General features: G+C 70.9%; 23 protein-coding genes. 16 read left to right on the forward strand and 7 right to left on the reverse strand.

Annotated features, from left to right (window positions below; all coding sequences use genetic code 11):
• Positions 1-88: 88 nt before the first annotated feature.
• Entirely contained in the window at positions 89-406 is a 318-nt protein-coding gene (locus F4559_RS20000; RefSeq protein WP_184670873.1) for an antibiotic biosynthesis monooxygenase family protein, read from the forward strand.
• Here F4559_RS20000 and F4559_RS20005 read toward each other — a convergent pair.
• The gene (locus F4559_RS20005; protein WP_184670875.1) at positions 393-1,022 is read right to left on the reverse strand and encodes a DUF305 domain-containing protein; all 630 of its coding nucleotides are present in this window, start codon (positions 1,020-1,022) and stop codon (positions 393-395) included. The genes F4559_RS20000 and F4559_RS20005 overlap by 14 nt on opposite strands.
• Before the next feature lie 205 nt (positions 1,023-1,227).
• On the opposite strand from F4559_RS20005, the gene F4559_RS20010 reads away from it, so the two are divergent.
• Entirely contained in the window at positions 1,228-2,718 is a 1,491-nt protein-coding gene (locus tag F4559_RS20010) for an LVIVD repeat-containing protein (RefSeq protein WP_184670877.1), read from the forward strand.
• A 57-nt stretch (positions 2,719-2,775) separates the two neighbouring features.
• Here the strand turns inward: F4559_RS20010 and F4559_RS20015 are convergent, their stop codons facing one another.
• Complete coding sequence (locus tag F4559_RS20015) at positions 2,776-3,792, reverse strand: toll/interleukin-1 receptor domain-containing protein (protein WP_184670879.1); 1,017 nt, start codon at positions 3,790-3,792, stop codon at positions 2,776-2,778.
• 70 nt (positions 3,793-3,862) lie between these two features.
• On the opposite strand from F4559_RS20015, the gene F4559_RS20020 reads away from it, so the two are divergent.
• Positions 3,863-5,878 (forward strand): NACHT domain-containing protein, encoded by a 2,016-nt coding sequence (locus F4559_RS20020; RefSeq protein ID WP_221447299.1) that lies wholly within the window; start codon positions 3,863-3,865, stop codon positions 5,876-5,878.
• A gap of 40 nt (positions 5,879-5,918) precedes the next feature.
• On the opposite strand, the gene F4559_RS20025 is transcribed toward F4559_RS20020, so the two are convergent.
• Positions 5,919-7,088: an RtcB family protein gene (locus tag F4559_RS20025; RefSeq protein WP_184670881.1), complete on the reverse strand. Its 1,170-nt coding sequence runs from the start codon at positions 7,086-7,088 to the stop codon at positions 5,919-5,921.
• A 227-nt stretch (positions 7,089-7,315) separates the two neighbouring features.
• Here F4559_RS20025 and F4559_RS20030 point away from each other — a divergent pair, with 227 nt between their 5' ends.
• The 5 genes from F4559_RS20030 (at position 7,316) to F4559_RS20050 (ending at position 11,091) form a co-directional block, all read left to right on the forward strand.
• Entirely contained in the window at positions 7,316-7,525 is a 210-nt protein-coding gene (locus F4559_RS20030) for a hypothetical protein (RefSeq protein WP_184670883.1), read from the forward strand.
• 164 nt (positions 7,526-7,689) lie between these two features.
• A complete protein-coding gene (locus tag F4559_RS20035; protein ID WP_184670885.1) occupies positions 7,690-8,685 on the forward strand; it encodes an SGNH/GDSL hydrolase family protein in 996 nt (331 codons plus the stop codon).
• Positions 8,686-8,747: 62 nt separating this feature from the next.
• The gene (gene argG / locus F4559_RS20040) at positions 8,748-10,187 is read left to right on the forward strand and encodes an argininosuccinate synthase (protein ID WP_184670887.1); all 1,440 of its coding nucleotides are present in this window, start codon (positions 8,748-8,750) and stop codon (positions 10,185-10,187) included.
• A 317-nt stretch (positions 10,188-10,504) separates the two neighbouring features.
• Positions 10,505-10,744: a hypothetical protein gene (locus F4559_RS20045; RefSeq protein WP_376774647.1), complete on the forward strand. Its 240-nt coding sequence runs from the start codon at positions 10,505-10,507 to the stop codon at positions 10,742-10,744.
• The gene (locus F4559_RS20050) at positions 10,741-11,091 is read left to right on the forward strand and encodes a signal peptidase I (protein WP_184670890.1); all 351 of its coding nucleotides are present in this window, start codon (positions 10,741-10,743) and stop codon (positions 11,089-11,091) included. The genes F4559_RS20045 and F4559_RS20050 overlap by 4 nt, the downstream gene beginning before the upstream one ends.
• Here the strand turns inward: F4559_RS20050 and F4559_RS20055 are convergent.
• Positions 11,080-12,654 carry a transcriptional regulator gene (locus tag F4559_RS20055; protein ID WP_184670892.1) on the reverse strand — a complete coding sequence of 525 codons (1,575 nt, stop codon included), beginning with the start codon at positions 12,652-12,654 and terminating at the stop codon, positions 11,080-11,082. The genes F4559_RS20050 and F4559_RS20055 overlap by 12 nt on opposite strands.
• 514 nt (positions 12,655-13,168) lie before the next feature.
• Between F4559_RS20055 and F4559_RS20060 the strand changes: the two genes are divergently transcribed.
• From F4559_RS20060 to F4559_RS20070, 3 genes are read left to right on the forward strand one after another with little or no spacing between them, the layout of a single operon-like run.
• Positions 13,169-13,384: a hypothetical protein gene (locus F4559_RS20060; protein WP_184670894.1), complete on the forward strand. Its 216-nt coding sequence runs from the start codon at positions 13,169-13,171 to the stop codon at positions 13,382-13,384.
• A gap of 23 nt (positions 13,385-13,407) precedes the next feature.
• Positions 13,408-13,761: a hypothetical protein gene (locus tag F4559_RS20065; protein WP_184670896.1), complete on the forward strand. Its 354-nt coding sequence runs from the start codon at positions 13,408-13,410 to the stop codon at positions 13,759-13,761.
• Positions 13,758-13,955, forward strand: a complete 198-nt coding sequence (locus tag F4559_RS20070; RefSeq protein ID WP_312865730.1) for a transcriptional regulator — start codon at positions 13,758-13,760, stop codon at positions 13,953-13,955. Before F4559_RS20065 ends, F4559_RS20070 begins: the two co-directional genes overlap by 4 nt.
• Positions 13,956-14,738: 783 nt before the next feature.
• On the opposite strand, the gene F4559_RS20075 is transcribed toward F4559_RS20070, so the two are convergent.
• Positions 14,739-16,196, reverse strand: a complete 1,458-nt coding sequence (locus tag F4559_RS20075; protein WP_184670900.1) for a DHA2 family efflux MFS transporter permease subunit — start codon at positions 16,194-16,196, stop codon at positions 14,739-14,741.
• A gap of 365 nt (positions 16,197-16,561) precedes the next feature.
• On the opposite strand from F4559_RS20075, the gene F4559_RS20080 reads away from it, so the two are divergent.
• The 3 genes from F4559_RS20080 (at position 16,562) to F4559_RS20090 (ending at position 19,258) form a co-directional block, all read left to right on the forward strand.
• A complete protein-coding gene (locus tag F4559_RS20080) occupies positions 16,562-17,164 on the forward strand; it encodes a DUF4360 domain-containing protein (RefSeq protein ID WP_184670902.1) in 603 nt (200 codons plus the stop codon).
• 176 nt (positions 17,165-17,340) lie between these two features.
• Positions 17,341-18,714 carry an MFS transporter gene (locus tag F4559_RS20085; protein WP_184670904.1) on the forward strand — a complete coding sequence of 458 codons (1,374 nt, stop codon included), beginning with the start codon at positions 17,341-17,343 and terminating at the stop codon, positions 18,712-18,714.
• 52 nt (positions 18,715-18,766) lie between these two features.
• Positions 18,767-19,258, forward strand: coding sequence for a DUF1269 domain-containing protein (locus tag F4559_RS20090; protein WP_184670905.1), 492 nt, complete (start codon positions 18,767-18,769; stop codon positions 19,256-19,258).
• 157 nt (positions 19,259-19,415) lie between these two features.
• Here the strand turns inward: F4559_RS20090 and F4559_RS20095 are convergent, their stop codons facing one another.
• Positions 19,416-19,739 carry a S8/S53 family peptidase gene (locus F4559_RS20095; RefSeq protein WP_184670907.1) on the reverse strand — a complete coding sequence of 108 codons (324 nt, stop codon included), beginning with the start codon at positions 19,737-19,739 and terminating at the stop codon, positions 19,416-19,418.
• A 143-nt stretch (positions 19,740-19,882) separates the two neighbouring features.
• Here F4559_RS20095 and F4559_RS20100 point away from each other — a divergent pair, with 143 nt between their 5' ends.
• Entirely contained in the window at positions 19,883-20,308 is a 426-nt protein-coding gene (locus F4559_RS20100; protein WP_184670909.1) for a hypothetical protein, read from the forward strand.
• Between the two features lie 37 nt (positions 20,309-20,345).
• Here the strand turns inward: F4559_RS20100 and F4559_RS20105 are convergent, their stop codons facing one another.
• Positions 20,346-22,346 carry a hypothetical protein gene (locus F4559_RS20105; RefSeq protein WP_184670911.1) on the reverse strand — a complete coding sequence of 667 codons (2,001 nt, stop codon included), beginning with the start codon at positions 22,344-22,346 and terminating at the stop codon, positions 20,346-20,348.
• Positions 22,347-23,165: 819 nt separating this feature from the next.
• On the opposite strand from F4559_RS20105, the gene F4559_RS20110 reads away from it, so the two are divergent.
• Positions 23,166-24,206 (forward strand): polyprenyl synthetase family protein, encoded by a 1,041-nt coding sequence (locus F4559_RS20110; protein WP_184670913.1) that lies wholly within the window; start codon positions 23,166-23,168, stop codon positions 24,204-24,206.
• Positions 24,207-24,327 lie beyond the last annotated feature (121 nt).

Raw genomic sequence — 24,327 nt, forward strand, 5'->3', positions numbered from 1 at the left:
ATGGTAGCCCCGGTCCGGCCGACGCTTGCGTTTCCGACGGCGCGTCGGAATACTTCCCTACGTAGCGTCGGCAAACTCGGAGGTCCCCATGTTCGTCGCCACCAACCGCCTGTTCGTGCCCGAGGACCGCGCCGAGGAGTTCGAGGAGCGGTTCCGCGACAACATGCGCACGTACCTGCCGGGCGTGAAGGGCCTGCGCCGCAGCACCCTGCTGCGGCCGACCACGCCGGATCAGCCGTACGTGTCGATCAACGAGTTCGACTCCGAGGCGGACTTCCGCGCGTGGGTGGCGTCGGACTCGTTCCGCGAGGCGCACAAGCGCAACGCGAACGTGGCCCGCCACGTGACGGGCAACGCGGTGGAGACGTTCTCCCCGGCGGAGGACCTCGTGCTCACGGGAGCGTGATCGCGCGCATCCGCCCGATCTCGTCGGTCTGCGACGCCACGACGTCGTTGGCCATCTCCTCGACCCGGACGTCCGAGCCGGTGGACAGCAGCTCGACCGCCATCTTCAGCGCGCCCTCGTGGTGGGCGATCATGAGCTGGAGGAAGAGCCGGTCGAAGTCGGTGCCCTTGGCCGATTTCAGGGCGGCGAGCTGCTCCGGGGTGGCCATGCCGGGCATGCCGGCGTGGTCGACGTCCGGCAGCTTCCCGCTGTGGCCGTGCGCGGGCGCCTTCTGCCCGAAGTCGCGTTGCCACTGCTCCATGGCACCGATCTCCGGGCCCTGGGTGTCGTGGATCCGCGAGGCGAGGCCCCGCACGGTCTCGTGGGACGCGCGGTCGGGCGCGAGCGCGGCCATGTCGAGCGCCTGCCGGTGGTGGACGATCATCGACGCCACGTAGCGCAGGTCGGCCTCGTTGGGCGCCACCCAGCGGTCCGTGCCCACGTCGTCGGGGTCGAGCGTCCGCGCCTGCTCCCCCGGCTTGCCGGGCACGATCACGTTCGGCACGTCCTCGTCACCCGACCCGGTGCAGCCGGCCAACACCCCCGCCAGCACCAGGACGACCAGCACGACCCGCATCCCGCGATCCCTCCCCTACTCGACGTCTACGAGGGAACCAGGTCCGTCAAGGGCTTTGCCATCACCCGATCGCCGGCGATAACACACGAAAAGGCGACGTCCAGTCACTGGACCATGGTTCGGATTCCGACGAAAGGAGCCGGCCCGTCCCTCGCGGGAACCGTGATACTGCCCTTTCCTCATCAGGTTGGAAGGGGGACCTGTAATGAAGGCCGAAACCACCAGACGACGACGGATCGCGGTCGCCGGACTGTTCGCGTTGACGCTCACCGCCGCGGTCCTGACGCCGCCGGCCGGCGCGGAGCCCGCGGACACCGACCTCGCCGGTCTGTCCGAGGCCCAGCTCTCGGCCCAGGAGCAGCCGGGTACCGGCATTCCCGGTGTCGACGAGATCAGGCACAGCCGCAACCTCAAACTGCTGGCCAACGTGCCGAAGCCGGCGCCGTTCACCGCTGCCTCGACCTGGTCGGACCTGGCGTTCCAGGACGGCTACGCGTTCGACGGCAACTACGACGGCTTCGTCATCTACGACATCCGCAACCCACGCAAGCCCAAGGTCACGAGCACGGTCCTGTGTCCGGGTTCGCAGAACGACATCTCGGTGCTGGGCGATCTGCTGTTCCTGTCCACCGACTCGTCGCGCAGCGACAACTCGTGCTCCAGCACGCCGCTGCCCGCGACGAACAAGGAGGCGTGGGAGGGCATCAAGGTCTTCGACATCAGCGACAAGAGCAACCCGAAGTACGTCGCTTCGGTCGAGACCAAGTGCGGCTCGCACACCCACACGCTGGTGCCCGACAAGCGGGGCAAGAACGCGTACCTGTACGTCTCCTCGTACGCGCCCAACGCCACGTTCCCGGACTGCCAGCCGCCGCACGACCTGATCTCGATCGTCAAGGTGCCGCTGAAGAACCCGCAGGCCGCGTCGCTGCTGCGCGAGCACGTCGCGTTCCCCGACGGCGGCAACCCCGGCAAGCCGGGCACCGTGCCCGAGGGCTACGTCACCGCGACGAGCGGCTGCCACGACATCACCGTGTACCCGGCCAAGGACCTCGCGGCCGGTGCCTGCATGGGCGACGGCGTGCTGTGGGACATCTCCGACCGGGAGAAGCCGCGCGAGATCAACCGCGTGCAGGACGACGTGAACTTCGCGTTCTGGCACTCGGCGACGTTCAACAACGCGGGCACCAAGGTCGTCTTCACCGACGAGCTGGGCGGCGGCGGCGCGGCGACCTGCAACGCCACCATCCCCAAGACCCGCGGCGCGGACGGCATCTACGACATCACCGGCCGCGGCGACGGCCGCAAGCTGGAGTTCCGGTCGTACTACAAGATCTCCCGCCTCCAGGCCGACACCGAGAACTGCGTGGCGCACAACGGATCGCTGATCCCGGTGCAGGGCCGCGACATCATGGTCCAGGCGTGGTACCAGGGCGGCATCTCGGTGTGGGACTTCACCGATTCCCGCAACCCCAAGGAGATCGGCTGGTTCGAGCGCGGTCCGCTGCCGGAGGGCAAGAGCGGCGGCGCGTGGTCGACCTACTATTACAACGGGTACATCTACTCTTCGGACATCGCGAAGGGTTTCGACGTGCTCGACATCCGCGACCCACGAACGGCGACGGGCAAGCTCGTGCACGTGCGCGAACTCAACGTCCAGACCCAGGGCCAGTACCGGGACCTGTTCCCGCGCTAGTCCGCACGACCAGGGCACCGGGAGCCCGTCGCCCTCCGGGGCGGCGGGTTCCCGTCGTCAGCGCAGGAGATCCAGGGACTCGAACGCGGCCACCAACGCCGTCGCCCCGACCCGGAACCCCCGCACCGCCTCCCCGATCACCGGGCTGTCCTGTTCGAGTCGCCGGACCCGGACCAGGAGGGTCCCGGCCAGCGCACCCTCGTCCCGCGCGGGGATCGACGTCGTCCCGAGGCCCTGGCGTCGCATCACCACGACCGCTCGCGCCGCCCACGCCTCGAACAGCCGCGCCCGCTCCTCGAAGCGCGCCGCCGCGGGTCTCAGGTCTTCGGCGATCTCCAACCGCCGCACCCGGACCGAGGCCGCGGGCAACACGCCCAGCCCGGCCACCTCCCCCTCGGCCCGGCCGAACCGGGCGATGTCGGGCCGCAACGACTCCAGGAGCCCGGGGATCTCCTCCGTGAGCATCCGCATCAGCTCGACGGTCCCGGTCAGCAGGTCCTCGGTCAGCAGGTCCTCGGTCAGCAGGTCGTCGGCCGGCTCCGGAACCGGGCCGGGACGCGCGGCCAACGCCCGTTCCGCCGCCTCCACCGCGTCGACGAGGTCGCCGGCCAGCCGCAGCAGGGTCCGCCGCCACGCCGCCGACCCGACCCCGTCCGCCCACGCGTCCCGCACGTCCCGGAACTGGCGGGCGGCGATGAGCCGGGCGACCACGTCCTCGCTGTCCTCCGACACGTACGAGTGACCGAGCACGACCACCGGCAGCATCAGGCCCTCCACCCCGCGCCGCCGCGCCTCGGCGTGGAACGTCAGCAGCTCCTCGCGGCACGGCGGCCGGTCGAAGTACTGCCGCGTCACGACCGGCAGGAACACCGTGGCCCGCTCGATGGCCTCCCCGATGCCCCGCTGCCAGTCCCGACCCCACCCGAGGTCGGCGCGGTCGACGAACACCTCGACCCGGCGTCCCCGGTCGGCGAACGCCACGTGCGCCAACGACGCCACGAACGGGTCGATGAAGTCGAGGACCGCGTCGTCGGCACGCGCGTAGCTGAGGAACACCCGGATCGTGCTGTTCACCGGACCAAACTAACGAAAGCCACGTTCGGGTGACCTACGGCCGGCGCAAGAGCGCCTACGCTCGGTAGGCGTGAAGCGGTCGACGGTCAACCGGGTGGACGGCGTGGTCAACGGCCAGCTCGTACAGGCCGGGACCGTCGTGCAGAACACCGTGAACGCACCGCGCACCCCCGACGACATCCTCGCCGACACCGCCGACCGGCTCGCCCACGCGGTCCGCACGCGGTGGCGCCGCGAGGAGGAGCAGCGCCGGGTCCGCGACCCGTTCCCGCTGCCGGTGCGGTGGCGGGTCGCCGACGACGAACTGACCGATCACTGGGCCAACATCCGCCACAAGCCGCACGGCGTCCGGGCCGGACCGCTCGCGCTCGCCGACCGGCTGGACCGGGTCGTCGACGCGTACCGCCGCATCCCCTCCGGCCGCCTGGTCGTGCTCGGCCGGGCGGGGTCGGGCAAGACCGTCGTCGCCCTGCGGCTCGTGCTCGACCTGCTCGACGCCCGCACGGCCGACGAGCCGGTGCCGGTGCTGGTGGGCCTGGGCTCGTGGAACCCGACCACGACCCCGCTGCACGAGTGGCTGGCCCGGCGGCTGGTGCGCGACCACCCCGGCCTGGCGGCGGCCGGACCGTTCGGGCGGACGCTGGCGGACGCGCTCGTCGAGGCGGGACGCGTGCTGCCGGTGCTCGACGGGTTCGACGAGATCGCGCCCGGTCTGCACCGGGCCGCGCTGGAGGCGCTCAACGACACCACCGGTCCGCTCGTGCTGACCGGCCGGCACGCCGAGTACTCCCGCGCCGTGACCGACGGCGACGTGCTGACCTGCGCGGCGGCCGTCGAACTCGCCGACCTCGAACCCACCGACCTCGACGACTACCTGCCGCGCACCACGCGGCGTACCGGGCAGTCCTCGACCGCGTGGGACCCGGTGCTCGACGCGGTGCGCCGCGACCCGGACGCACCGCTCGCCCGCGTGCTGACCACGCCGCTCATGGTCGGCCTGGCCCGTGCCGCGTACAGCGACACGCCGGACCGGGACCCGGCCGCGCTGCTCGCGTTCGACACCACCCAGGCCGTGGAGGACCACCTGCTCGACGAGTTCCTGCCCGCCGTCTACCGGCGCAGCGGACGCGACCTCGACCGGGTCCGGCACTGGTTGCGCCACCTCGCCGGGCGCGGCCGGCGCGACCTCGCGTGGTGGGAGGCCGAGGCGTGCCTGAGCCGGGCGTGCCGGGCGGTGATCGTCGGCTTGGTGGTGGCGGCGACGACCGGGCTGGTGATGGCACTGGTGGACCTGGTCCTGTACGGGCTCGTCGCGAACGGGGAGGCCGAACCGGGCATCGGCAGCGGACTGGTCAACGGCGCGGTCAACGGACTGCTCGTCGGCATGGCGTTCGCGGCCGTGGCGGCGGTCCGGGCCGACCGGGTGGAGCCCGCCCGCACCAGGTTCGGCGGGTGTGGCCGCGGACCGGGCCGGCTCGCGCTGTCGCGGGCCGTGCTCGGCGTCGGGATCGGCGCGCTGTTCGGGCTCGTCGACGGCATGTCGTTCGGCGTGCTCGAACGGTGGGTCCTCGGCGTGCCCGACGGACTGCGCATCGGGCTGGACACGGCGTGCGCCTCGGCGCTCGTGTTCGGCCCGGCGGTCGGGATCTGCTACGGCCTGCTCACCTGGTCGGAGTCGCCGCTGGACGTGGCCACCGCGGTCACGCCGACCGACCTGCTGCGCACCAGCCGCGCCAACGTGCTGGTCCCGCTGCTGACCATCGGACCGCTGTTCGGGCTGCTGGTCATGCTCGGTTTCCGGTTGATCGTCGTGTACCTGTACCGGCTGCCGGTCGCCGAGGAGTTCTCGGACGTGCGATCCGGTCTGATCAGCGGACTGGCCGGCGGTATCGGCTACGCGCTCACGCTCACCGCGTGGGGTCGCTGGCTGGTGTTCGGCCGACTCTGGCTCCCGCTCACCGGCCGCCTGCCGTGGACACCGATCGCGTTCCTCGACGACGCGTACGGACGCGGCGTCCTGCGCCGGGCGGGCGCCGTGCACCAGTTCCGCCACGAACGCCTGCGCGAGCACCTCGCACGCGAGTAGACCCGGTGCGTCATGGACGGGCCACAGCGCACCGGGTCGTTCAGTCGCCCTTCACGTTGACGATCTGCCGGAGCGTGTGCCGGATCTCCACGAGGTCGGCGGCGTCCCGCATGACCACGTCGATGTCCTTGTACGCGGCCGGGATCTCGTCCACGAACGCGTCGGTGTCGCGGTACTCGATGCCGACCATCGCGGCGCGCAGGTCGTCCTGGGTGAACGCCTTCCGCGCGGCCGTGCGCGAGTAGCCGCGCCCGGCGCCGTGCGGCGAGGAGTTCAGCGACACCGGGTTGCCCTTGCCCGCCACCACGTACGACGCCGTGCCCATGGAGCCCGGCACGAGACCGACGCGGCCCTTCTCCGCGTTGATCGCGCCCTTGCGGGACACCCACACCTTCTTGCCGAAGTGGGTCTCCTGCTCGGTGTAGTTGTGGTGGCAGTTCACCGTCTCGAACCGGTCGACCTCGCGGCCGGTCCAGTCGGCGACGCACGCCACGACCCGGTCCATCATCTCCTCGCGGTTGAGCCACGCGAACCGCTGTGCCCACCGCATGCGCTTGATGTAGTCCCAGAACTCGGGCTCGCCCTCGACCAGGTACGCCAGGTCCGGGTCGGGCAGCGGGATCCAGCGCCGCTCGCACTGCTCACGGGCGATCCGGATGTACTTCTGCGCGATCCGGTTGCCGACGCCACGCGACCCCGAGTGCAGGAACAGCCACACCCGGTCGAGTTCGTCGAGCGTGACCTCGATGAAGTGGTTGCCGCTGCCCAGGGTGCCGAGCTGGAGCCGCCAGTTGCCGCCGAAGTCGGCCGGGTCGAACCCGGCGCGCTCGGCGTCGGCCGCCAGTCCGGCGACCCGCTCGGCCGCGGTCTCCGTCAGCTCCGTGTTGTACACGCCCGCCGACACCGGCACGGCCGCCTCGATCGCCTCGCGCAGGGCGCCCAACGGGCGACCTCGGAAGTCCTCGGCGGTGAACCCGGTCCGCACGGCGATCATGCCGCACCCGATGTCGACCCCGACCGCGGCCGGGATGATCGCACCGCTGGTGGGGATGACGCTGCCGACCGTGGCACCCTTGCCCAGGTGCGCGTCGGGCATCAGGGCGACGTGCGGGTACACGAACGGCAGGGTCGCCGTCTTCCGGGCCTGGTCCCGCGCACCCTCGTCCAAAATGGACGCCCAGTTCACCAGGCGCTTGTCGATCCGCTCCACGACTCTCCTCCGTTTTCCGCACGTGAGCATGACCGTTCGGCCCCGTCGTGGCCAGCGAAATACCGGAGACCGTTCATGTCCACTGTGGACATCCAGGGACCAGTCCGACCGCCGAACGGCCCGCCCGCGCGGTGCTCCGAGCAGCCCGGACCGGGTGCGGTGAACGCCGGATTGTGCGACGACGCCCGCGCCGCCATCGTTGGCCCATGCGATCACCAGGAGTGTTAGTGGGAGCGTTGTTGCTGTTGCTCCTGTCGACCGGGACGGCGTCGGCCTCGTACGGCCTCGTCGGCCCCTTCCCCTCGCGGGAGGCCTGCCGGGAGGCTCTGCTGGGCTATCTGGAGGCCGGCTGGTCCGCGGGCGGCTGCGGGTACGTGGACGAGCCCGGCACCCACCGGGACGGCTACTACTTCCGCACCTACGCACCGCCGCCCTGATCCCGACGCGTGACCGCCCGCCGGGGACCACCCGGCGGGCGGTCGGCGCGAGAAGCGTGAACTTCCCGACCGGAAGAGGTAAAAGCGCTGGTTGACCGCCTCTCGACGGGTCCGCGCGGGTGACACTGCGCCCGCACACAGCAGACTCCCGAAAGGAGCGGACGATGCGTGTTCGGACACGGATCGGCACGCTGATCGCGGCACTCCCGATGGTGGCGGCGACACTCGCGACCCCGGCGACCGCCGCACCGCGGGCGGACTTCAAGTGGGTGGCCCTGGGCGACGCCTACACCGCCGGCCTCATCGACGCCACGGGTCCGGAGGTGATCGAGGGCACCGGGCGCGACGGGTGCGGCCGGACCGCGGGCTCGTACCCGGAGGTCCTGCGCCCCCGGTTCGCGGACCGGTTCGAACTGGTCAACGTGAGCTGCGCCGGCGCGACCGTCGCGAACGTCATGTCCGAGTGGCAGGAGCCCCAGGGGCGCAACCTGCCGTTCTTCGGGGTGTTCGACCCCGACCACCCGTTCGGCGCGGTCCCGCCGCAGATCGAGGCGGTGACCGAGGACGTCGACCTGGTCACGGTCGGCGTCGGCGGCAACACGCTGGGCTTCATCGAGTTCATGTACGCGTGCGTGGTGATCGGGCAGTGGGCCGCCCCGAACGAGGACGCCCCGTGCTCCCAGCACTTCACCACGGGGTGGGACGGGGTGCCGACGGTCGACGACCGGCTGTCCGCGCTCGGCGAGGAGTACGGCGAGATGCTGCGGACGATCCGCGCGATGGCGCCCACCGCGACCGTGATCGCGGTCGGCTACCCGGCGATCATCCCGCTCGACCCGCGCGGGTGCGACCACGGCCTGACCCCGGAGGGCATCCGCGACTTCGCCACCGTGACCTACCCCGACCTGGCCTGGCTGCGCACCGACGTGTTGCAGCGGCTCAACCAGCTCATCGCCGACCAGGCCGCGCTCAACGGTTCGCTGTACGTCGACGTGCAGGCGATCACCGAGGGTCACGACGTGTGTCAGCCCGAAAGTCGCCGGTGGGTCGAGGGCATCGCGGACAGCGTGGGCCGGTGGTCCCTGGTCCGACCCAACGCCGCCGCCCACGCGGCCGTGGCCGACGTCATCGAGGCGCTCCTGCTCGCCGGCGAAAGCTGATCCGGGGGTCTCCGGTCCCCCCGGCTGTGCATGACCATTCATCGTCGTGCATACTTCCGAGCGTGTCCAAAGTGCTCACTTCCCTCCCCGCCGGCGAGCGCGTCGGCATCGCCTTCTCCGGCGGTCTCGACACGTCGGTCGCCGTAGCGTGGATGCGCGAGAAGGGCGCGGTGCCCTGCACGTACACGGCGGACATCGGCCAGTACGACGAGCCCGACATCGGCTCCGTGCCCGGCCGCGCCACCGCGTACGGCGCCGAACTGGCCCGCCTGGTCGACTGCCGGGCCGCGCTGGTCGAGGAGGGCCTCGCCGCGTTGGCGTGCGGCGCGTTCCACATCCGTTCGGGTGGTCGCGCGTACTTCAACACCACGCCGCTGGGCCGGGCCGTGACCGGCACGCTGCTGGTGCGCGCCATGCTCGACGACAACGTGCAGATCTGGGGCGACGGCTCCACCTACAAGGGCAACGACATCGAGCGGTTCTACCGCTACGGCCTGTTGGCCAACCCGTCGCTGCGGATCTACAAGCCGTGGCTCGACGCGGACTTCGTCGGCGAGCTGGGTGGCCGCAAGGAGATGTCCGAGTGGCTGCTGGCCCGTGACCTGCCGTACCGGGCGAGCACGGAGAAGGCGTACTCGACGGACGCGAACATCTGGGGCGCGACCCACGAGGCCAAGTCGCTGGAGCACCTGGACACCGGTATCGAGATCGTCGAGCCGATCATGGGCGTCCGGTTCTGGGATCCGGCGGTGGAGATCGCCGCCGAGGACGTGACGATCGCGTTCGAGCAGGGCCGCCCGGTGTCGATCGACGGCCGGTCGTTCGAGACCGCCGTCGACCTGGTGCTGGCGGCCAACGCCATCGGCGGACGGCACGGCCTGGGCATGTCGGACCAGATCGAGAACCGGGTCATCGAGGCCAAGAGCCGCGGCATCTACGAGGCGCCGGGCCTGGCGCTGCTGCACATCGCCTACGAGCGGCTGGTCAACGCGATCCACAACGAGGACACGATCGCCGCGTACCACAACGAGGGCCGCAAGCTCGGCCGGCTGCTGTACGAGGGCCGGTGGCTCGACCCGCAGTCGCTGATGCTGCGCGAGTCGTTGCAGCGCTGGGTGGGCACGGCGGTCACCGGCGAGGTGACGCTGCGGCTGCGGCGCGGCGACGACTACTCGATCATGAACACCACCGGTCCGGCGTTCAGCTACCACCCGGACAAGCTGTCCATGGAGCGCACCGAGGACTCGGCGTTCGGGCCGGTCGACCGGATCGGCCAGCTCACGATGCGCAACCTGGACATCGCGGACTCGCGCGCCAAGCTGGAGCAGTACGCGGGCCTGGGCCTGGTCGGCAGCCGCCAGTCGACGCTGATCAACACCGCCGAGCCGACGAAGCTGATCGGCACCATGCCCGACGGCGGCGCCGAGGCCATCGCGTCGCGGGGCGAGGCCCCCGACACCGAACTCCTGGACCGCGCGGCCCTGGAGTCCGGCACCGACTGAGGATGCCGGGACGCCTCACCTGGCGTCATGTCGGAACACGAAGACCTCCCGGGGTGTTGGGCGCCCCGGGAGGTCTTCGGCTTGTAACAAGGTCGACGTCCCCGAGCGGGTCCGCGAAGCCGGATGAGCGGAGTGGCCAGGCCGATCACGGCTCGGCAGCCGACGGCGGTCGCGCCAGACCCGGGCGGTGAGCACGACTCGTTCGCGACGGCTACGGGCCGGCGCTCACACCGTCTCTTCGAACACCGCCGAAGGTGTTTCGAAGCCGGAACGGAAGCGCGCTGAACCTTGTCAGCGGCAACTTCGAGTTCGCCGGCTTGATCGTCATCGAGGACGAGGAATTCTGGACGCGGTTCGACGGAGAGGTCCGGGTGAACTGGGAGGCGTCGAACCTCCGGCAGTTCTCCAGTCTCGACGCCGAGCAGGTCGAGGCGCTGGTGAACGATGTAGCGTGGAGCAACGAAGGACTGTTCGCGCTCCTCCAAGGTCTCCGCCGATTGCGTGATATCGGCGGGAGCCGGGTAAACCTGCCAACAATCGAGTGGGAGACAGAGTGACCGCCAACTGGCAAGCCGGAAACGCCGCCGAGGACACCACCGAGACTCGCGGCTGGCTGGTCGGCCACTTCATCGACCCGTCCGAGGGTGTGCGGTCCCAACAGGACGTCGAGGTCAAGTGGTTCACCCACCCGGCCGGCGACAAGCGCGTCGAGTGGACCTCGGACGACCAGCGCACGACGCTGGTCCTGCTGGTACAGGGCAACTTCCGGGTGGACACCACCGAAGGCAACACGACCATGAGCCGCCCCGGCGACTACGTCATGTGGGGCGCGGGCATCGACCACTCGTGGGAAGCGCTCGCCGAGTCGACCGTCATGACGGTCCGCTGGCCTTCACAGGGCTGACAGCTCGAAGGTCGGCAGCCGCACCCGTGAGCCGCCGATCTCGGACAACCGCCGAAGTCCCTGGAGCAACGCGAACAGCCCTTCGTTGCTCCAGGACTCGTGCGTCACAAGATCGGCGAGCGATTCGTCGTCAAGGCTCGAATACAAGCGCAAGCCGGACGCTTCCCAATTGGCCTCGACCATCCCGCCGAAACGCGGCCAAAACTCCTCGTCCTCGATGACGACCAGACTGGCGAACTCGTAATTCCCGCTCACCAGGTTGAACCCGAACCCGGTGCACTCCATCCGCAACCGGTCAGGTTCCTCCGCGAGCCAGCGCATCGGCGCCGACAACCGGTCGGGGTGCATCGGCAACGCCGCGCGCCCGTCACCCACCACCGTGTCCACCTCGCTGCGTCCGAACAGCTCCTCTTCCAGCTCCCGAAGCAGCGTCGCCCCGACATGGGCGTCTGCCCGCACATCGGTCAACGGCTGGTGGAACCCCTTCGGCACCACGGCAAGCCGCCCGGTCGCGTTGAGAACGTGGCCCGACCGTTCCTGCACCAACAGGGCAAAGTCCGGCCCACCACGGTAGGGATCACGTGGTCGAGCGATCGCACACAGCGCGAGCACTCCGCCCGCACACACCCGCCCCGGCAAATCGACCACGGCATCGAGAGACGGCAGGAACTCGCCCCGAAGCGGCAGGGCGCCTGTCCCGGCGCCACGAGCGACCGCGTCGATCAACTCACCTTCGAGCGGGTCCGCGGTCAGCGCGTACTCGGTGAACTCCACCAAGCCCACGGTGCCGTCAATGGCCGAGCCGATGTCCGGACTCAGCAGCCGGTAGAGCGGCAGGTTCATCACCCGCACGTCCAATGCCGCCCACTCGGCAAGCCGTGCCACAGCCGCCGCTGCCACCGCCTCGCTCAACCCCTTGCGAGAGGCGTCACGACGGCCGGCAAGCACCAGCCGATCGTTCTCCGGCGTCAACGGAACCGGGTGACCAAGCCACTCGGGACGGGTAAGGATGCTGGTGCTCACGTCTCGGCTACCGCAACGCGCCTGGTACATCTCGTACCCGGCAAGGCCGCGCCGGTAGTAGCCGCGCAGCGCACGAACAATCTGCTCCCGTCCCGCTCTGCCGCGCCGGGAACGCCGGTCGACCAGCGCCCCGGCCTCGAACGTGGAGAGCTTCGTGTGAACCCGCCTGCGGCTTTCCCCGAGCGGCCATTCTGCCCGCTCGTCCAACCAGTCCAGCATTTCCGCCAAGCCCGGATGCCCGCCGACAGCCACCCCTTCGGCTGCGCTGCCCGTGGAATGCTCAGCCGAGGGTTCGGCCAACAACTCATGGATGCCGGTGCGAAAAATTCTTTCCAACAGCCGCGCAGTCGCCGGTCGTACCAGCCCCAGTGGTTGGCCGGATGATCTACGGCCGGCAATCAGTCGGTGGAGGTGTCGGAGACTGATCGTGCCCGGCTCCCCGGACTCCCGAGCGAACACCTCGACGTAGTCGACGAACTCCTCCATGGTCTGTTGCCGGTCCCAGATCCTCTGCTCAAGCACCGTCCGCGCCACCCGCATGACAACCCCTCATCCCGGCTGATCCCGAGCTGGCAAACCGTTGATTTTAGTGTGTCATGCGGTGACTGCGGTTCGCCGCCAACCTGTCCCGATCCAGCCGTTCCGCGATACCTGCCGGGACACCTTGAGGGACACCCACTCGACGACCTTGACCAGCACAAAGACGCCCATTTGACGGCTGGGACGGGGGACGGATACCCGTCCCGACAGCACGAAACGGCCGTGCACAGAGCCATACGAATGGATGGTTTACATACGGCCGTCTCGCCCCAAGGGTGCCGAGCGAGGCGACCGGCACCCATGCCCAACCGTCTGACTCATGAACGCTCTCCGAACAGCGGTTGCATGCTCCGATCCACCGGGTGGACCCATGTAGTCGGCATCAGCGTCAATCAGCATGCGGCCCCTATGGCAGTGCGATGGCACTGGCAGGTCATTCATTCGCCGCCTATGCCTTGAGAGGCTGACTTCAACGCCGAAGATGCGGCGGGTCGAATCCGAAGGAGGACCAACGGTGAACAGCGCTTCCGCGATCGACATGAACACCTGGATCAAGATCGGCAAGGAGTCGTACCCGGAGTTCACGGTGTCCGGTGCGGACATCGAGGTCTCCTTCAGCGGCCGGCAGTTGGACCTGGTCTTCTCGGAGTCGGCCTTGCGGGCCTTCGTCGCCAAGGCCGCCGAAGCCCTGGACGGGATCGACCGGGCGGGCAGTCTGTCCGTGGTGTGACGGACCCACGGTCGACCGAGGCAGTGGGGGACCTTCGGCGCGCGGTGGTCGAGAAGCGCCGGGAGATCGCGGCACTGAAGCGGCTCGACGACCCGGCGGCCGTGGAGACCGCGTTGGGATCCCTGGCCGATCTCTACCGGGCGCAGGGGCGGATGCACCGGGTCATCGACTGCGGGGAGGAGACGGTGGCGCGTCGTAGGTCCCGTGACGACCACCTCGGAATGGTCGATGCCTTCGATGCCCTGGCGGATCTGATGGTCGAGGTCGGCCGTCCGGACTCGGAGTACCGCTACCGCGAGGCGGCCCGACGTCTCAGGCTCCGGACCGATCCGCTGCGACAGGGGGCGTCATGCCGTACACGATCAGACTCAAGTTGAACGCGTTCGACAAGGCCACGAAGCTGGCCGGGTACCGCTCCGACTACGCGCTCTCGCAGGCCATGGACGTCAACCGGTCCACGGTCACGCGGGTCCGCGCCGGCGAACTCCAACCCGGCCGGGCGTTCATCGGAGGCGCGCTCGTCGCCCTGGCCCCGATGCAGTTCGACGACCTGTTCGAGGTGGTCCGGTGACGGGTGTGACGGGTTCCGGCCGATCCGTCACACCCGTCACGGCGGGCATTTCAGCAGGTGGGCAGTGGTGTCGACCCGTCACGCGCGATGTGACGGGCCCTCGCTTCAGTGGACTGCCGATGCCTTGATGTCACTGACCATGTATCCGCGTACCTGACGGACTCGGTCGCGACCGGGACGCGTTCGCGGGTCGGGCGGCAGCCCAGTTCGGCCATCCTCAGCCCGAACGCCTTGGGCTCGATCTCCAACACAGACACCGACTCCGAGGTCGGCACGAACTCGCGATCATCGGCCCCGAGGTAGTCCATTACGGACGCACTGACGTCAGTCAGCCGTGGGCAGGGCAAGACGTGTTGACAGTGCACAAGTCCGTCCACCGACACCCTCAACCCGGCCGCGGCTCGACAACCACATAGGGACACCCCCGGTCCGTGACGACCGGAGCCGGGCGGGCACGGAGCGCCGCCGCCCGACGGGGATACCGGGTGCCGGCCGGTGGACACGATGCGGCCGGCGACCTCGCAGCCGGATCGACAACGGCCGCACGTTCCTCGTCGTGCGCCGGACGGACCTTCGCGGCGCGGTCGCTCCGAGAGTGCGTCACGGAGCCACCATTCGGTGCCCGCCGTGTGTCGGGAACGCGCGCCTGGACCACCGCCCGGGGCGGTCCGGCACCCGCGACGGGCGGCAGCGACGCGGCCACCGCCCGTCGGTCGACTCGTGCCCGCGCGCCACAGCCCAGGCTCGACGAACGCGGGACACCGCCGACCCCGAAAGCACGCCCTACGCGGGTACGTCCTCCTGCTTGCCGCGCTTGATCAGGAACGCCCCGACCACCGCGGCCAACGACAGCACGGCCGCGAGCAGGAACGCCGCCCGCACGCCCCCGGTGTCCGCCGCGGCCTTCCCCGCGCCCGACGCGGTCAGGTCGGCCACCCGCGCGCTCATCACGCTCACCAGCAGTGCGACACCCGCCGCGCCGGCCAGTTGCTGCGACGTCGCGAAGATCGCGCTGCCGTGCGAGTACAGCCGGGCGGGCAGGGCGCCCAGACCCGACGAGAACAGCGGCGTCAGCGAGAACGCCAGGCCGAGGCTGAGCACGACGTGGAAGGCCAACACGAGCCACGCGGGCGTCGCGCTGCCGAACGTGGTGGACACCCACAGCGAGGCGCTCGTGGCCACGGTGCCCACGATCACCAGGACCCGCGGCCCGACCCGGTCGTACAGGCGGCCGACGAAGGGCGCCAGCAGGCCCATGATCAGACCGCCGGGCAACAGCAGCAGACCGGTGGTCAGCGGCTCGAACCCGAGCACGTCCTGGAGGTAGAGCGGCAGGACGGTGGCCGTGCCGAGCAGCAACCCCATCATGACCATCATCAGCGAGCTGCCGAGCGTGAACATGCGGAAACCGAACGTGCGCAGGTCCAGCAACGCCCGCTCATGCCGTTGCAACGACACCTGCCGCCACACGAACAACGCGACACCGGCCACGCCCGCGCCCAGCGAACCCCACAGCACGGCGGGACCCGAGTCGCCCGTGTGACCGATGTTCGACAGCCCGTAGACCAACCCGCCGAACCCGACCACGGACAGCACGACCGACACGAAGTCGACCGGTGCGCCCGTGGACTCGCCGACGTCGGTCATCCGCAGCAGGCCGACCACGAGCGTCACGAGCGCGATCGGCAGCACCGCCCAGAACGTCGCCCGCCACCCGAAGGTGTCGAGCAGCATGCCGGACAGCGTCGGGCCGATGGCGGGCGCGACCGAGATGACGATCGAGATGTTCCCCATCAGCGCGCCGCGCCGGGCCGGCGGCACGAGCGTCATCACGGTGGTCATCAGCAGCGGCACCATGATCGCCGTGCCGGACGCCTGCACCACCCGTGCGGCGAGCAGCACGGTGAAGCCCGGTGCCAGTGCGGCGAGCAGCGTGCCCGCGCTGAACAGCGACATCGCGATGGCGAACAGGCCCCGCGTCGGCAGCCGCTGGATGAGGTACCCGGTGACCGGGATCACCACGGACATGGTCAGCAGGAACCCGGCGGTGAGCCACTGCCCGACGGAGGCGGTCACCCCGAGTTCGCCGAGCAGCACCGGCAGCGCCACGACCATGATCGTCTCGTTGAGCACGACCACGAACGTGGCCACCAGCAGCACCCCGATGACCAGCCGGTCACCGGGCTTGAGCGCTCCCGACGCCGCGACGGCGGCGTCGTCGGACACGCTTGTAGCAGTCATGACATTCCCCCACGGAAGAAGCGGGTGCGAAAGCAGCAGGGCACCCTGACCCACCCACCCTACCGGCGGACACCGACAAGAACGGGCCGAGATTCGCGCGGAGGGGGCGGCCGGGGGGCGGCGGTGTCCGAACGCACAACTCGTAGTGCCTGAACGCACAACTCGCGGTGTCCGAACGCACAACTCGCGGGGCCTGGCGAGGAAGATCCACAGTGGAGGAAGAGGGGGCCGCCAAAGAGAGTCCTCTGTGGACGCGGCAATACGGAACGCCCGACCGATCGTCCGTCCGGTGGAGTCCGGCCACGGCCGCGCCCGATACCGTCTGATGCTGCCGCCGCATCGCCCGGATACAGAGAGGTATCCCCATGCTGACCACGGCAACGGCGGCTCTGCTGGCGTTATCCGCCCTCGTACCGACCCAGGACGTGCCCGACGCTCCCCCACTGCGCGTCGAGGTCGCGTCGATCAACGGTTCGGGCTGTCCGGCGGGTACCGCGGAGGTCACGACGACCGACCGCACGTTCAGCGTTTCGTACCAGGCTTTCTACGCCCAGGCGGGCGGCGGCGCGAACCCGGTCGAGTTCCGCCGCAACTGCCAGCTGAGCCTGCGCGTGAGCCTGCCCGACGACTACACCTATGGCCTGGCGCGCACGTCGTACGACGGCTTCGCGCACATCCAGGACGGCGCCACGGCGCTGAACCGGGTCAGCTTCTACTTCCAGGGCGGACCCACGACGACGGCGATCAACCGCTCCTTCCCGGGTCCGTTCACCGACGAGTGGCGCACCGCCTACCGCCCCGACCCGGCGGACGTCGTCTACTCGCCCTGCGGCGGGACGCGCAACCTCAACATCAACGCGGAACTGCGGATCGACATCGGCACCGCGGACCGCGAGAAGCCCAACTTCGTCCTGACCGAGGCGAGCCGGGGCGGCCTGCGGGCCGAGTTCACGACCAAGCACTGCTGACCCGCCGATCGCCGAAGCCCCCTCCGACCACCGGGCCGGAGGGGGCTTCGGCGTTCACACAGCGGGATTCACACGGCAGGGGTGCGCGCGGCGGCGTTCACACGGCGCGGATGAGGCACCCCGACCGTGACCCGCGAAGCCTGACGTGGTCCCTCCCAACGGAAAGCGGGTGCCGCATGGTCGCGCGCGGAGTCCTGGTGCCGCTGGCACTGGCCCAGTTCGTGTGCAGCTTCGCCGGGTCCAACATGACCGTGATGATCGACGACATCAGCCGCGACCTGGACACCACGGTCCAGGGCGTCCAGTCGGCGATCACGATCTTCCTCCTGGTCATGGCCGCGTTGATGATCCCCGGCGGCAAACTGACCGACCGCTACGGGCGCAAGGTCTGTCTGAACCTCGGTCTGGCCGTCTACGGCGTCGGCGCGCTGTTGAGCGCGTTGGCACCGAACCTGACCGTGTTGGTGATCGGCAACTCGATCCTGGAGGGCATCGGCACCGCCCTGCTGATCCCGCCGGTCTACATCCTGACCACGGTGCTGTTCACCGACGGGGTCGCACGGGCCCGCGCGTTCGGCGCCGTCAACGCCATGGGCGGCATCGGCGCGGCCACCGGCCCGCTGATCGGCGGCCTGATCGCGACGACGCTGGGCTGGCGGGCGGCGTTCGTGTTCCAGGCCCTGGTCGTCGCGGTGATCATCGTGCTGGGCCGCCGGCACCTGCGCGACCCGCTCCCGGCCGACCCGACCCGGACGTTCGACGTCGGCGGCGCGATCCTGTCGGCGGGCGGCCTGTCCCTGGTCGTGCTCGGCATCCTGCTCGCCGACGACGACATCCGGCTCACGCTCGTCTTCCTGGCGGCCGGGGCGCTGGTCCTGCTGTGGTTCTTCCTCGCCGGGCGGGCCCGGGAACGCCGGGGCCGCGAGCCACTGCTGTCGGCGCGGCTGTTCCGCGACCGCACCGCCAACCTCGGCCTGGTCACGCAGAACCTGGAATGGCTCGTGCTCATGGGGATCTCGCTGGTCGTCTCGACCTACCTCCAGGTCGTGCGCGGCCACAACGCCGTCCAGACCGGTCTCGTCCTCACCGCCGCCACGATCGGCCTGCTGCTGACGTCGTTGGCCGCCGAACGCCTGGCGAAGCACCACAGCCAACGCGTACTCGTGATGGCGGGCTTCGCCACCACGACGACCGGCATCGCACTGTTCCTGGCGTTGTCCGCCGTCTCGTCCGGGACGTGGGCCTGCCTGCCCGGCCTGTTCCTCATCGGGCTGGGCACGGGCGCGATGCTGACGCCGTCGGTGAACATCGTGCAGTCGAGCTTCCCGGAACGCCTCCAGGGCGAGATCTCCGGCCTGTCGCGCAGCGTCTCGAACCTGGGCTCGTCGCTGGGCACCGCGATCGCGGGCACGATCCTGGTCGCCGGTCTGGCCCGGACGCCGGAGCGGTCCTACGCCCTGGCGCTGACGATCCTCGCCGTGATCGCCGCGGGCGGTCTGGTCACCGCCGCCCTCCTGCCCCGCGCCGACAAGGTCACCCGGCGCGGATGAGGTCGCCGGCCGGGCGCCCGTCCTAGCGTCGGGACAAACGAACGGAGGCTGCATGGCGACCCTGACGGTCTGGAAATTCGACGACACGACGGCGGCCGACGAAACCGTCGCGACCTTGGAAGGTCTGGCGGCACAACAGCTCATCACCCTGCACGACGCGGCGACCGTGTCGTGGCGGACGGATGCCAAGAAGCCCAAGACCAGGCAGCTGCACAACCTCACCGGCAAGGGCGCGCTCGGCGGCACCCTCTGGGGCGTGCTGTTCGGCCTGATCTTCCTGGTGCCGTTCCTGGGCGCCGCGATCGGGGCGGCGACCGGCGCACTGGCCGGGTCGTTGAGCGACGTGGGCATCGACGACGACTTCATCAAGGAGGTGCGCAAGGAGGTCACACCCGGCACGTCCGCGCTGTTCCTGCTGTCGAGCGACGCGGTCGTGGAGAAGGTCCAGGCGGTGCTGCGGGAACACGGGCACCGGCCGCGGCTGATCCGCTCCAACCTGAACGCCGAGCAGGAGGCGAGGTTGCGGGAGCTGATCTCCGCCTGAGCGGGCGGTCCGGGGCGCCCGACAGCGGCCACCACGCGCCCCGGCCGTCCACAGGGGAGTCCGGACCCGGGTGCCATCCCGGCCACGGGAGGAACACCGGGCGACCAGGGCACGGGACGGCTCACCCCCAGGGTGGAGCCGCCCCGTTCCCGTGCGTCTACAGCATCAGGGACCGGCTGTCGATCATGCCGGTGTCCTTGGCCGCCGCGTCCCGCACGCGCAGCTTCCACGTGCCGGTCATCGTGGCCGAGCCGCTGTCGTCGGAGTGCGACGCCGACACGATGCTCTCGCCCGGCGCCCAGATGTCCAGGCAGGTGCCGTAGTCGCTGGACGAGGAGCGCTGGTCGTCGCGTTTCAAGTTGCCGACCGTCACGGCTTCGGGCAGCGCCCGCGGGCTGTAGTGGCACGCGTCGTCGGCCCGGAACAGCAGGACCATGCCGCGGACCCCGTCGCGCTCGGCACGCAGGATGCCGCGTTCCACTGGTGGCGTTCGAGCCGGACGGGCAGATTCCAGGTCGCCGGGAATGTAGGTCCACAGTGGACTTTGCCGGTGACGTGCCGTGACGACGGGTCGCACGCTGTCGCGCACGTGCGCCGGGCGACACCGACTCGTACGCTCCGCCCGTGAAGAGCAAGCACCACGGCCTGGACTGGCCGACCGGCGCCGACGACCCGTTCGACCCGTCCGAGGACCGGTCGGGCCTGGTGTACTGGGCACGCGGTCTGCCGTCGCGCGTCGTCCACCGGCGTCCGGAAGCCGCCGAACTCTACGCCGCGATCCCGCCCGGCTACACGACGTTGACGGTCATGGAACGGCTGGCGCTCTACCGGTCCGGCGACCAGGTCCGCCTGTGGGCCCAACGGGAAACGGCGGGCGGCAAGGGCATGCTCCAGCCCTATCAGCTGCTCCTGCCCACCGGGGAGGGGTACCTGCGGCTGGGCGCGTCGTGGCCGGAGCGCTTCGCCCTCGCCGACGCCGAACGGCTCTCGTCCCACACCGGCGGCCCCGTGCTGGCCTGCCGCGCGCTGGACCACCTCGACTGGCACTGATGCCGGTGCCGTCCCGTGGACGGCACCGGCATCGCGCTCACGGGTTGATGAACGGGCTGAACGCGGCGTGCACGTCGGAATCGGCGGCGGCCACGTACTCGTCCCCGGTCCGGTAGCTCAGCCGCTCCGGGCACGACGCGCCGTTGATCTCCACGGTCGTGTCGCTCACGAGCTTGCCGGTCTTCAGCTCGTACACGCGCACGGGCATCGCGATCCGGTGGAACGCCACCGGCGTGCTCCCGCCGGAACCGTCGACCGGCACGTAGTCGCACGTCTCCTTGACCGAGCCGTGCGCGACCGAGCCGACGCAGACCACCACGGTCGCGTTGGCCACGTCGTCCACCAGCCAGTCACCCGGCAGGCGGCGCGTGTGCTCGTTCTTGCCCGCGACCCACGCGCGGTTGGGGCGTTGCGCGCCGTAGGCCGGTGCGGCGCTGTACTGGGCGGGCGCGTCGCAGTACCGGGGCCGGTCCTGCGATGGCGTGTTGAGCAGCTGCCGCACGTTGGCCAACTCGATCTCCCACGTGGCCTTCTGCACGCCCTCCTTGGCCTTGGGCGCGAGTTCGTGATCCGGGTACACGTCGACCAGTTCCTGGTAGCGGGCACGGGCCTGCTCGAATTGCCGCGAGGTCATCAGGCCGTCGGCGCACGCCAGGATCGCCGGGGGTGCGACGCGTGGCGCCACCTCGGCGGCGCGGTCCAGCGCGTTGCCCTTGGTGCCGCGTTCCCGCAGCCACGCGGTGATGTCCCGGGTGTCGCACGCGTCCGGGGTGGGCAGCTTGCCGAGGAAGTCGTCGAGCACCCGGTTCACGACGTTGCCGTAGTCGGGTTTCTCGGCCAGCACGGCGGTGAGGTCGTCGAACCCGTTCTTGATCGAGATCGTGTCGCCCTCGAGACCCTTGGTCAGCGAGGCCGCCGCGCTGTCGAGCCGGCGGCACGTGCGCACGGTGTCGTCGCCGCGTCCGGTGAGCGGCGCGTCGACGACCCGGTGCCCGAACCACAGGCGGTCGACGGCGGTCACGGCCTGCCCGCAGTCGCCGGCGGCCAGGGCGTCCTCGGCGTCGCCTTCGATCACGGCCGCGTCGAGCCGCAGGAACCCGATCACCAGCAGGACCGGCAACGCCGCCGCGAGCGCGCCGAGCCGTTGCCGCCGCGCGTCGGGCCCGGGCGTGCGCGCCCGACCGCCCGCGAGCCGCCACCCGTGCGCGATCAGGGCGAGCCACCACAGCACCACGACCACTTCCAGCCACACCGACCGGACGAACGCGGCGAGCACGACCAGCAGCACCACCGTGACCAGGCCTGTGAGCACGGCGAGCCGGCTGCGTCCGAGCTGGAGGTAGCCGACGCCCAGGAACGAGGCGTTGCCGAGCGCGGCGGCGGGCGGGTCGACGACCCGTTCCACGACCGGCGGTGGCGCTTGGCCCGGAGGCGGACCCGCGAAGCCGGCGGTCCCCCCGGACAGGGTCGTCGTCTCGCCTTCCACGAAACCTCGCGGCCCGTCCTGCGCCCACGGCGAGGCAGCGGCCGTCGGGACGGCCGCGCCCGACAACACCTCGGTGCGCGACGCCTCCACCGGGGACGACGCCGTCGAAGCCGACGCGGCCAGGGACGGCGCGGCCGGTGACGGCGCACCCGTATGCGCCGCACCGGGCGGCACCTCCACCGGAGGCCGCCACGAACCGGCGGACAGCACGGTGGTTTCCGAGGTCTCCGACGTGCCACCGGCCGGCGGCTCCGAAGCCGGTGCCCGGCCGCCGAGCGGGTCCGCCGCGGCCGGTCCGGTATCGGACGCCCGTGCGGCAGGCGGCTCGGCGGTGGGCACTTCCGCACCCGGCACCCGCGCGGTGGGCGACTCGGGTGCGGGGGCTTCCGCCGCGGCTGCCGGCGGAACGGACGACCACTCTCCGGGCGACGCCGCGGTGGGGGTTTCCGCGGTGGGCGGCGCGGCGGGCACGTCCGCGGCGGGCACCTCCGGCGCGGCCGACCCGACTGCCGGCGGGTTTCCGGCGTGCACCGGTGCGGCCGGGGCCGGCACGGGCGATCCCTCGGCCGACTCCGACGCGAGGGGCTCGGACGCAGCGGACTCGGACGCAGCGGACTCGGACGCAGCGGACTCGGACGCGACAGGCACCGACGCAGCGGACTCCGGTGGGGCCTGCGCCCCTGCCGCGTCGAGCGCCGGACCACCGGCCCGCGTCACGTCGGGATCAGCGGCCGGGGCGTCGTCCGCCACGGGCCGATCGGCAGCCGCCGCGCCGGAGCGCGGCTCCGACACCGCCGGTTCCCCGGCCTCCGGACCGGCGGCCGGCGCGTCTGCCCGAGGCTCGGCCACCTCGGGCCGCGAAGGTCCGGGCGCCTCGCCGGTCGGGGCGGTCTCGGCGGCGGTCCGCTCCGGCGGCGGCACCGGATCCGTTCCGGCCGGTGGCTCGGGGGCGTGCGAATCGGGCGTGTCTTGCGGTGAGGACTCGGGTTCCGGCGTGGTCGACCTTTCCACAGCGGTCCTTTCGGCGGGGGGGGGGCACCTGTCGAGACGGAGCCCCTATGCTGACGGGAAACCACTGCCGTTGTCTCGCGAACGCACGTCTTCCCACCACGAGGACGCGATTCGTCCCCGACCGGCCCAATCCGCGGCCAGGAAAACGGAACCGCCGATCTGCGGAACCGAATTCCGGACGTGTCACGGGGTCCGGAGAACAACCCCCGGATGCCGCAACCGCTCACATCCGGTCACGTCGACCCGCGTCGGGACGGCGGCCACCCGGGTGAGCGTTCCTCGCCGATCGCGTGACACCGCTTGCCCGCGCTTCTGCTGCCCACCCCGATCCGGCCACGATGCCCTGGGGGTGGGAGGTCGATGTCCGTTCTCGTCCGGGACGACCACGAACTGGCCGCGGACCGCGCCGCGGTCGAGGCGGCGCTGGCGGCGTTCCTCGGCGACCGGACCGACGAACTGGCCGCGCTCGGCGTGCCGGAGTTCGCCACGGTCGGTCACGGGTTCCTCAAGGGCGGCAAGCGACTGCGCCCGACGTTGTGCTGCCGCGGGTGGCGCGCGGCGGGCGGCGAGGGACCGCTGCCGCACCGGGTGGCCGCCGTCGCCGCGTCCCTGGAGCTGTTCCACGCGTTCGCCCTGGTGCAGGACGACGTCATGGACGACAGCGACACCCGCCGGGGCGAACCGACCGCCCACCGGGCGTTCGCGGGCGTGCTGGCCGGCCGCTCGCGGGCGCGCGAACTCGGCGCCGACGCCGCGATCCTGCTCGGCGACCTGCTGCTGTCGTGGTCGTACGACCTGCTGTACGAGGCGGAATGCCCGCCACCGGTGTGGCGCCTGCTGCGCGCCATGCACGCCGAAACCCTGACCGGCCAGTACCTCGACCTCACCGGCACCCTGACCGACGGCGTCGAACGGGCACTGCGCGTGGGTGAACTGAAGACCGCCGCCTACACCACCCGACGACCGCTCCAGGCGGGCGCGCTGCTGGCGGGCGCCGACCAGAACGTGGTGGCGGTCCTCGGGGAGGTCGGCGCCCTGCTCGGCGAGGCGTTCCAGTTGCGCGACGACCTGCTGGGCACGTTCGGCGATCCGTCGACCACCGGGAAGCCCGTCCTGGACGACCTCCGGGAGGGCCGGAACACCACCCTGCTGGCCGTGGCCCGCCACCACGCCACGTCGGAGCACCGGGCCGCCCTGGACCGGATGGTCGCGGACAAGACCCCCGATCCGGTCCTCCTGCACGCGATCCTGACCGCCACCAGCGCCCGGGACCGCGTCGAGCGGATGATCGCCACCCGGCACGACCAGGCGAAGGCCCTGCTCGCCGGACCGCCTCTGTCCCCCGCCCGGACCTCGTTGCTGGGCCGCCTGATCACCACGATCGTCTACCGCGACCACTGACGTCCGGATACCGGCGCGCACCCGGATCACGGCCGCGTCCTACGCACCCGCCTTCCGTCTCCGTCCGGAGACCGTCGGCCCGGACACCCGACGGGAGGCCTTCGACAAAGATCCACACCGG

Origin of the sequence: Saccharothrix violaceirubra (assembly GCF_014203755.1) — a bacterium.
Taxonomy (GTDB): domain Bacteria; phylum Actinomycetota; class Actinomycetes; order Mycobacteriales; family Pseudonocardiaceae; genus Actinosynnema; species Actinosynnema violaceirubrum.

Bases quoted from the DNA above. Each gene is read 5' to 3' on its own strand.
- F4559_RS20110 (WP_184670913.1), top strand. From the start codon at position 23,166: ATGTCCGTTCTCGTCCGGGACGACCACGAACTGGCCGCGGACCGCGCC.
- F4559_RS20085 (WP_184670904.1), top strand. From the start codon at position 17,341: ATGGTCGCGCGCGGAGTCCTGGTGCCGCTGGCACTGGCCCAGTTCGTG.
- F4559_RS20000 (WP_184670873.1), top strand. From the start codon at position 89: ATGTTCGTCGCCACCAACCGCCTGTTCGTGCCCGAGGACCGCGCCGAG.
- F4559_RS20010 (WP_184670877.1), top strand. From the start codon at position 1,228: ATGAAGGCCGAAACCACCAGACGACGACGGATCGCGGTCGCCGGACTG.
- F4559_RS20055 (WP_184670892.1), bottom strand. From the start codon at position 12,654: ATGCGGGTGGCGCGGACGGTGCTTGAGCAGAGGATCTGGGACCGGCAA.
- F4559_RS20005 (WP_184670875.1), bottom strand. From the start codon at position 1,022: ATGCGGGTCGTGCTGGTCGTCCTGGTGCTGGCGGGGGTGTTGGCCGGC.
- F4559_RS20035 (WP_184670885.1), top strand. From the start codon at position 7,690: ATGCGTGTTCGGACACGGATCGGCACGCTGATCGCGGCACTCCCGATG.
- F4559_RS20075 (WP_184670900.1), bottom strand. From the start codon at position 16,196: ATGACTGCTACAAGCGTGTCCGACGACGCCGCCGTCGCGGCGTCGGGA.
- F4559_RS20080 (WP_184670902.1), top strand. From the start codon at position 16,562: ATGCTGACCACGGCAACGGCGGCTCTGCTGGCGTTATCCGCCCTCGTA.
- F4559_RS20090 (WP_184670905.1), top strand. From the start codon at position 18,767: ATGGCGACCCTGACGGTCTGGAAATTCGACGACACGACGGCGGCCGAC.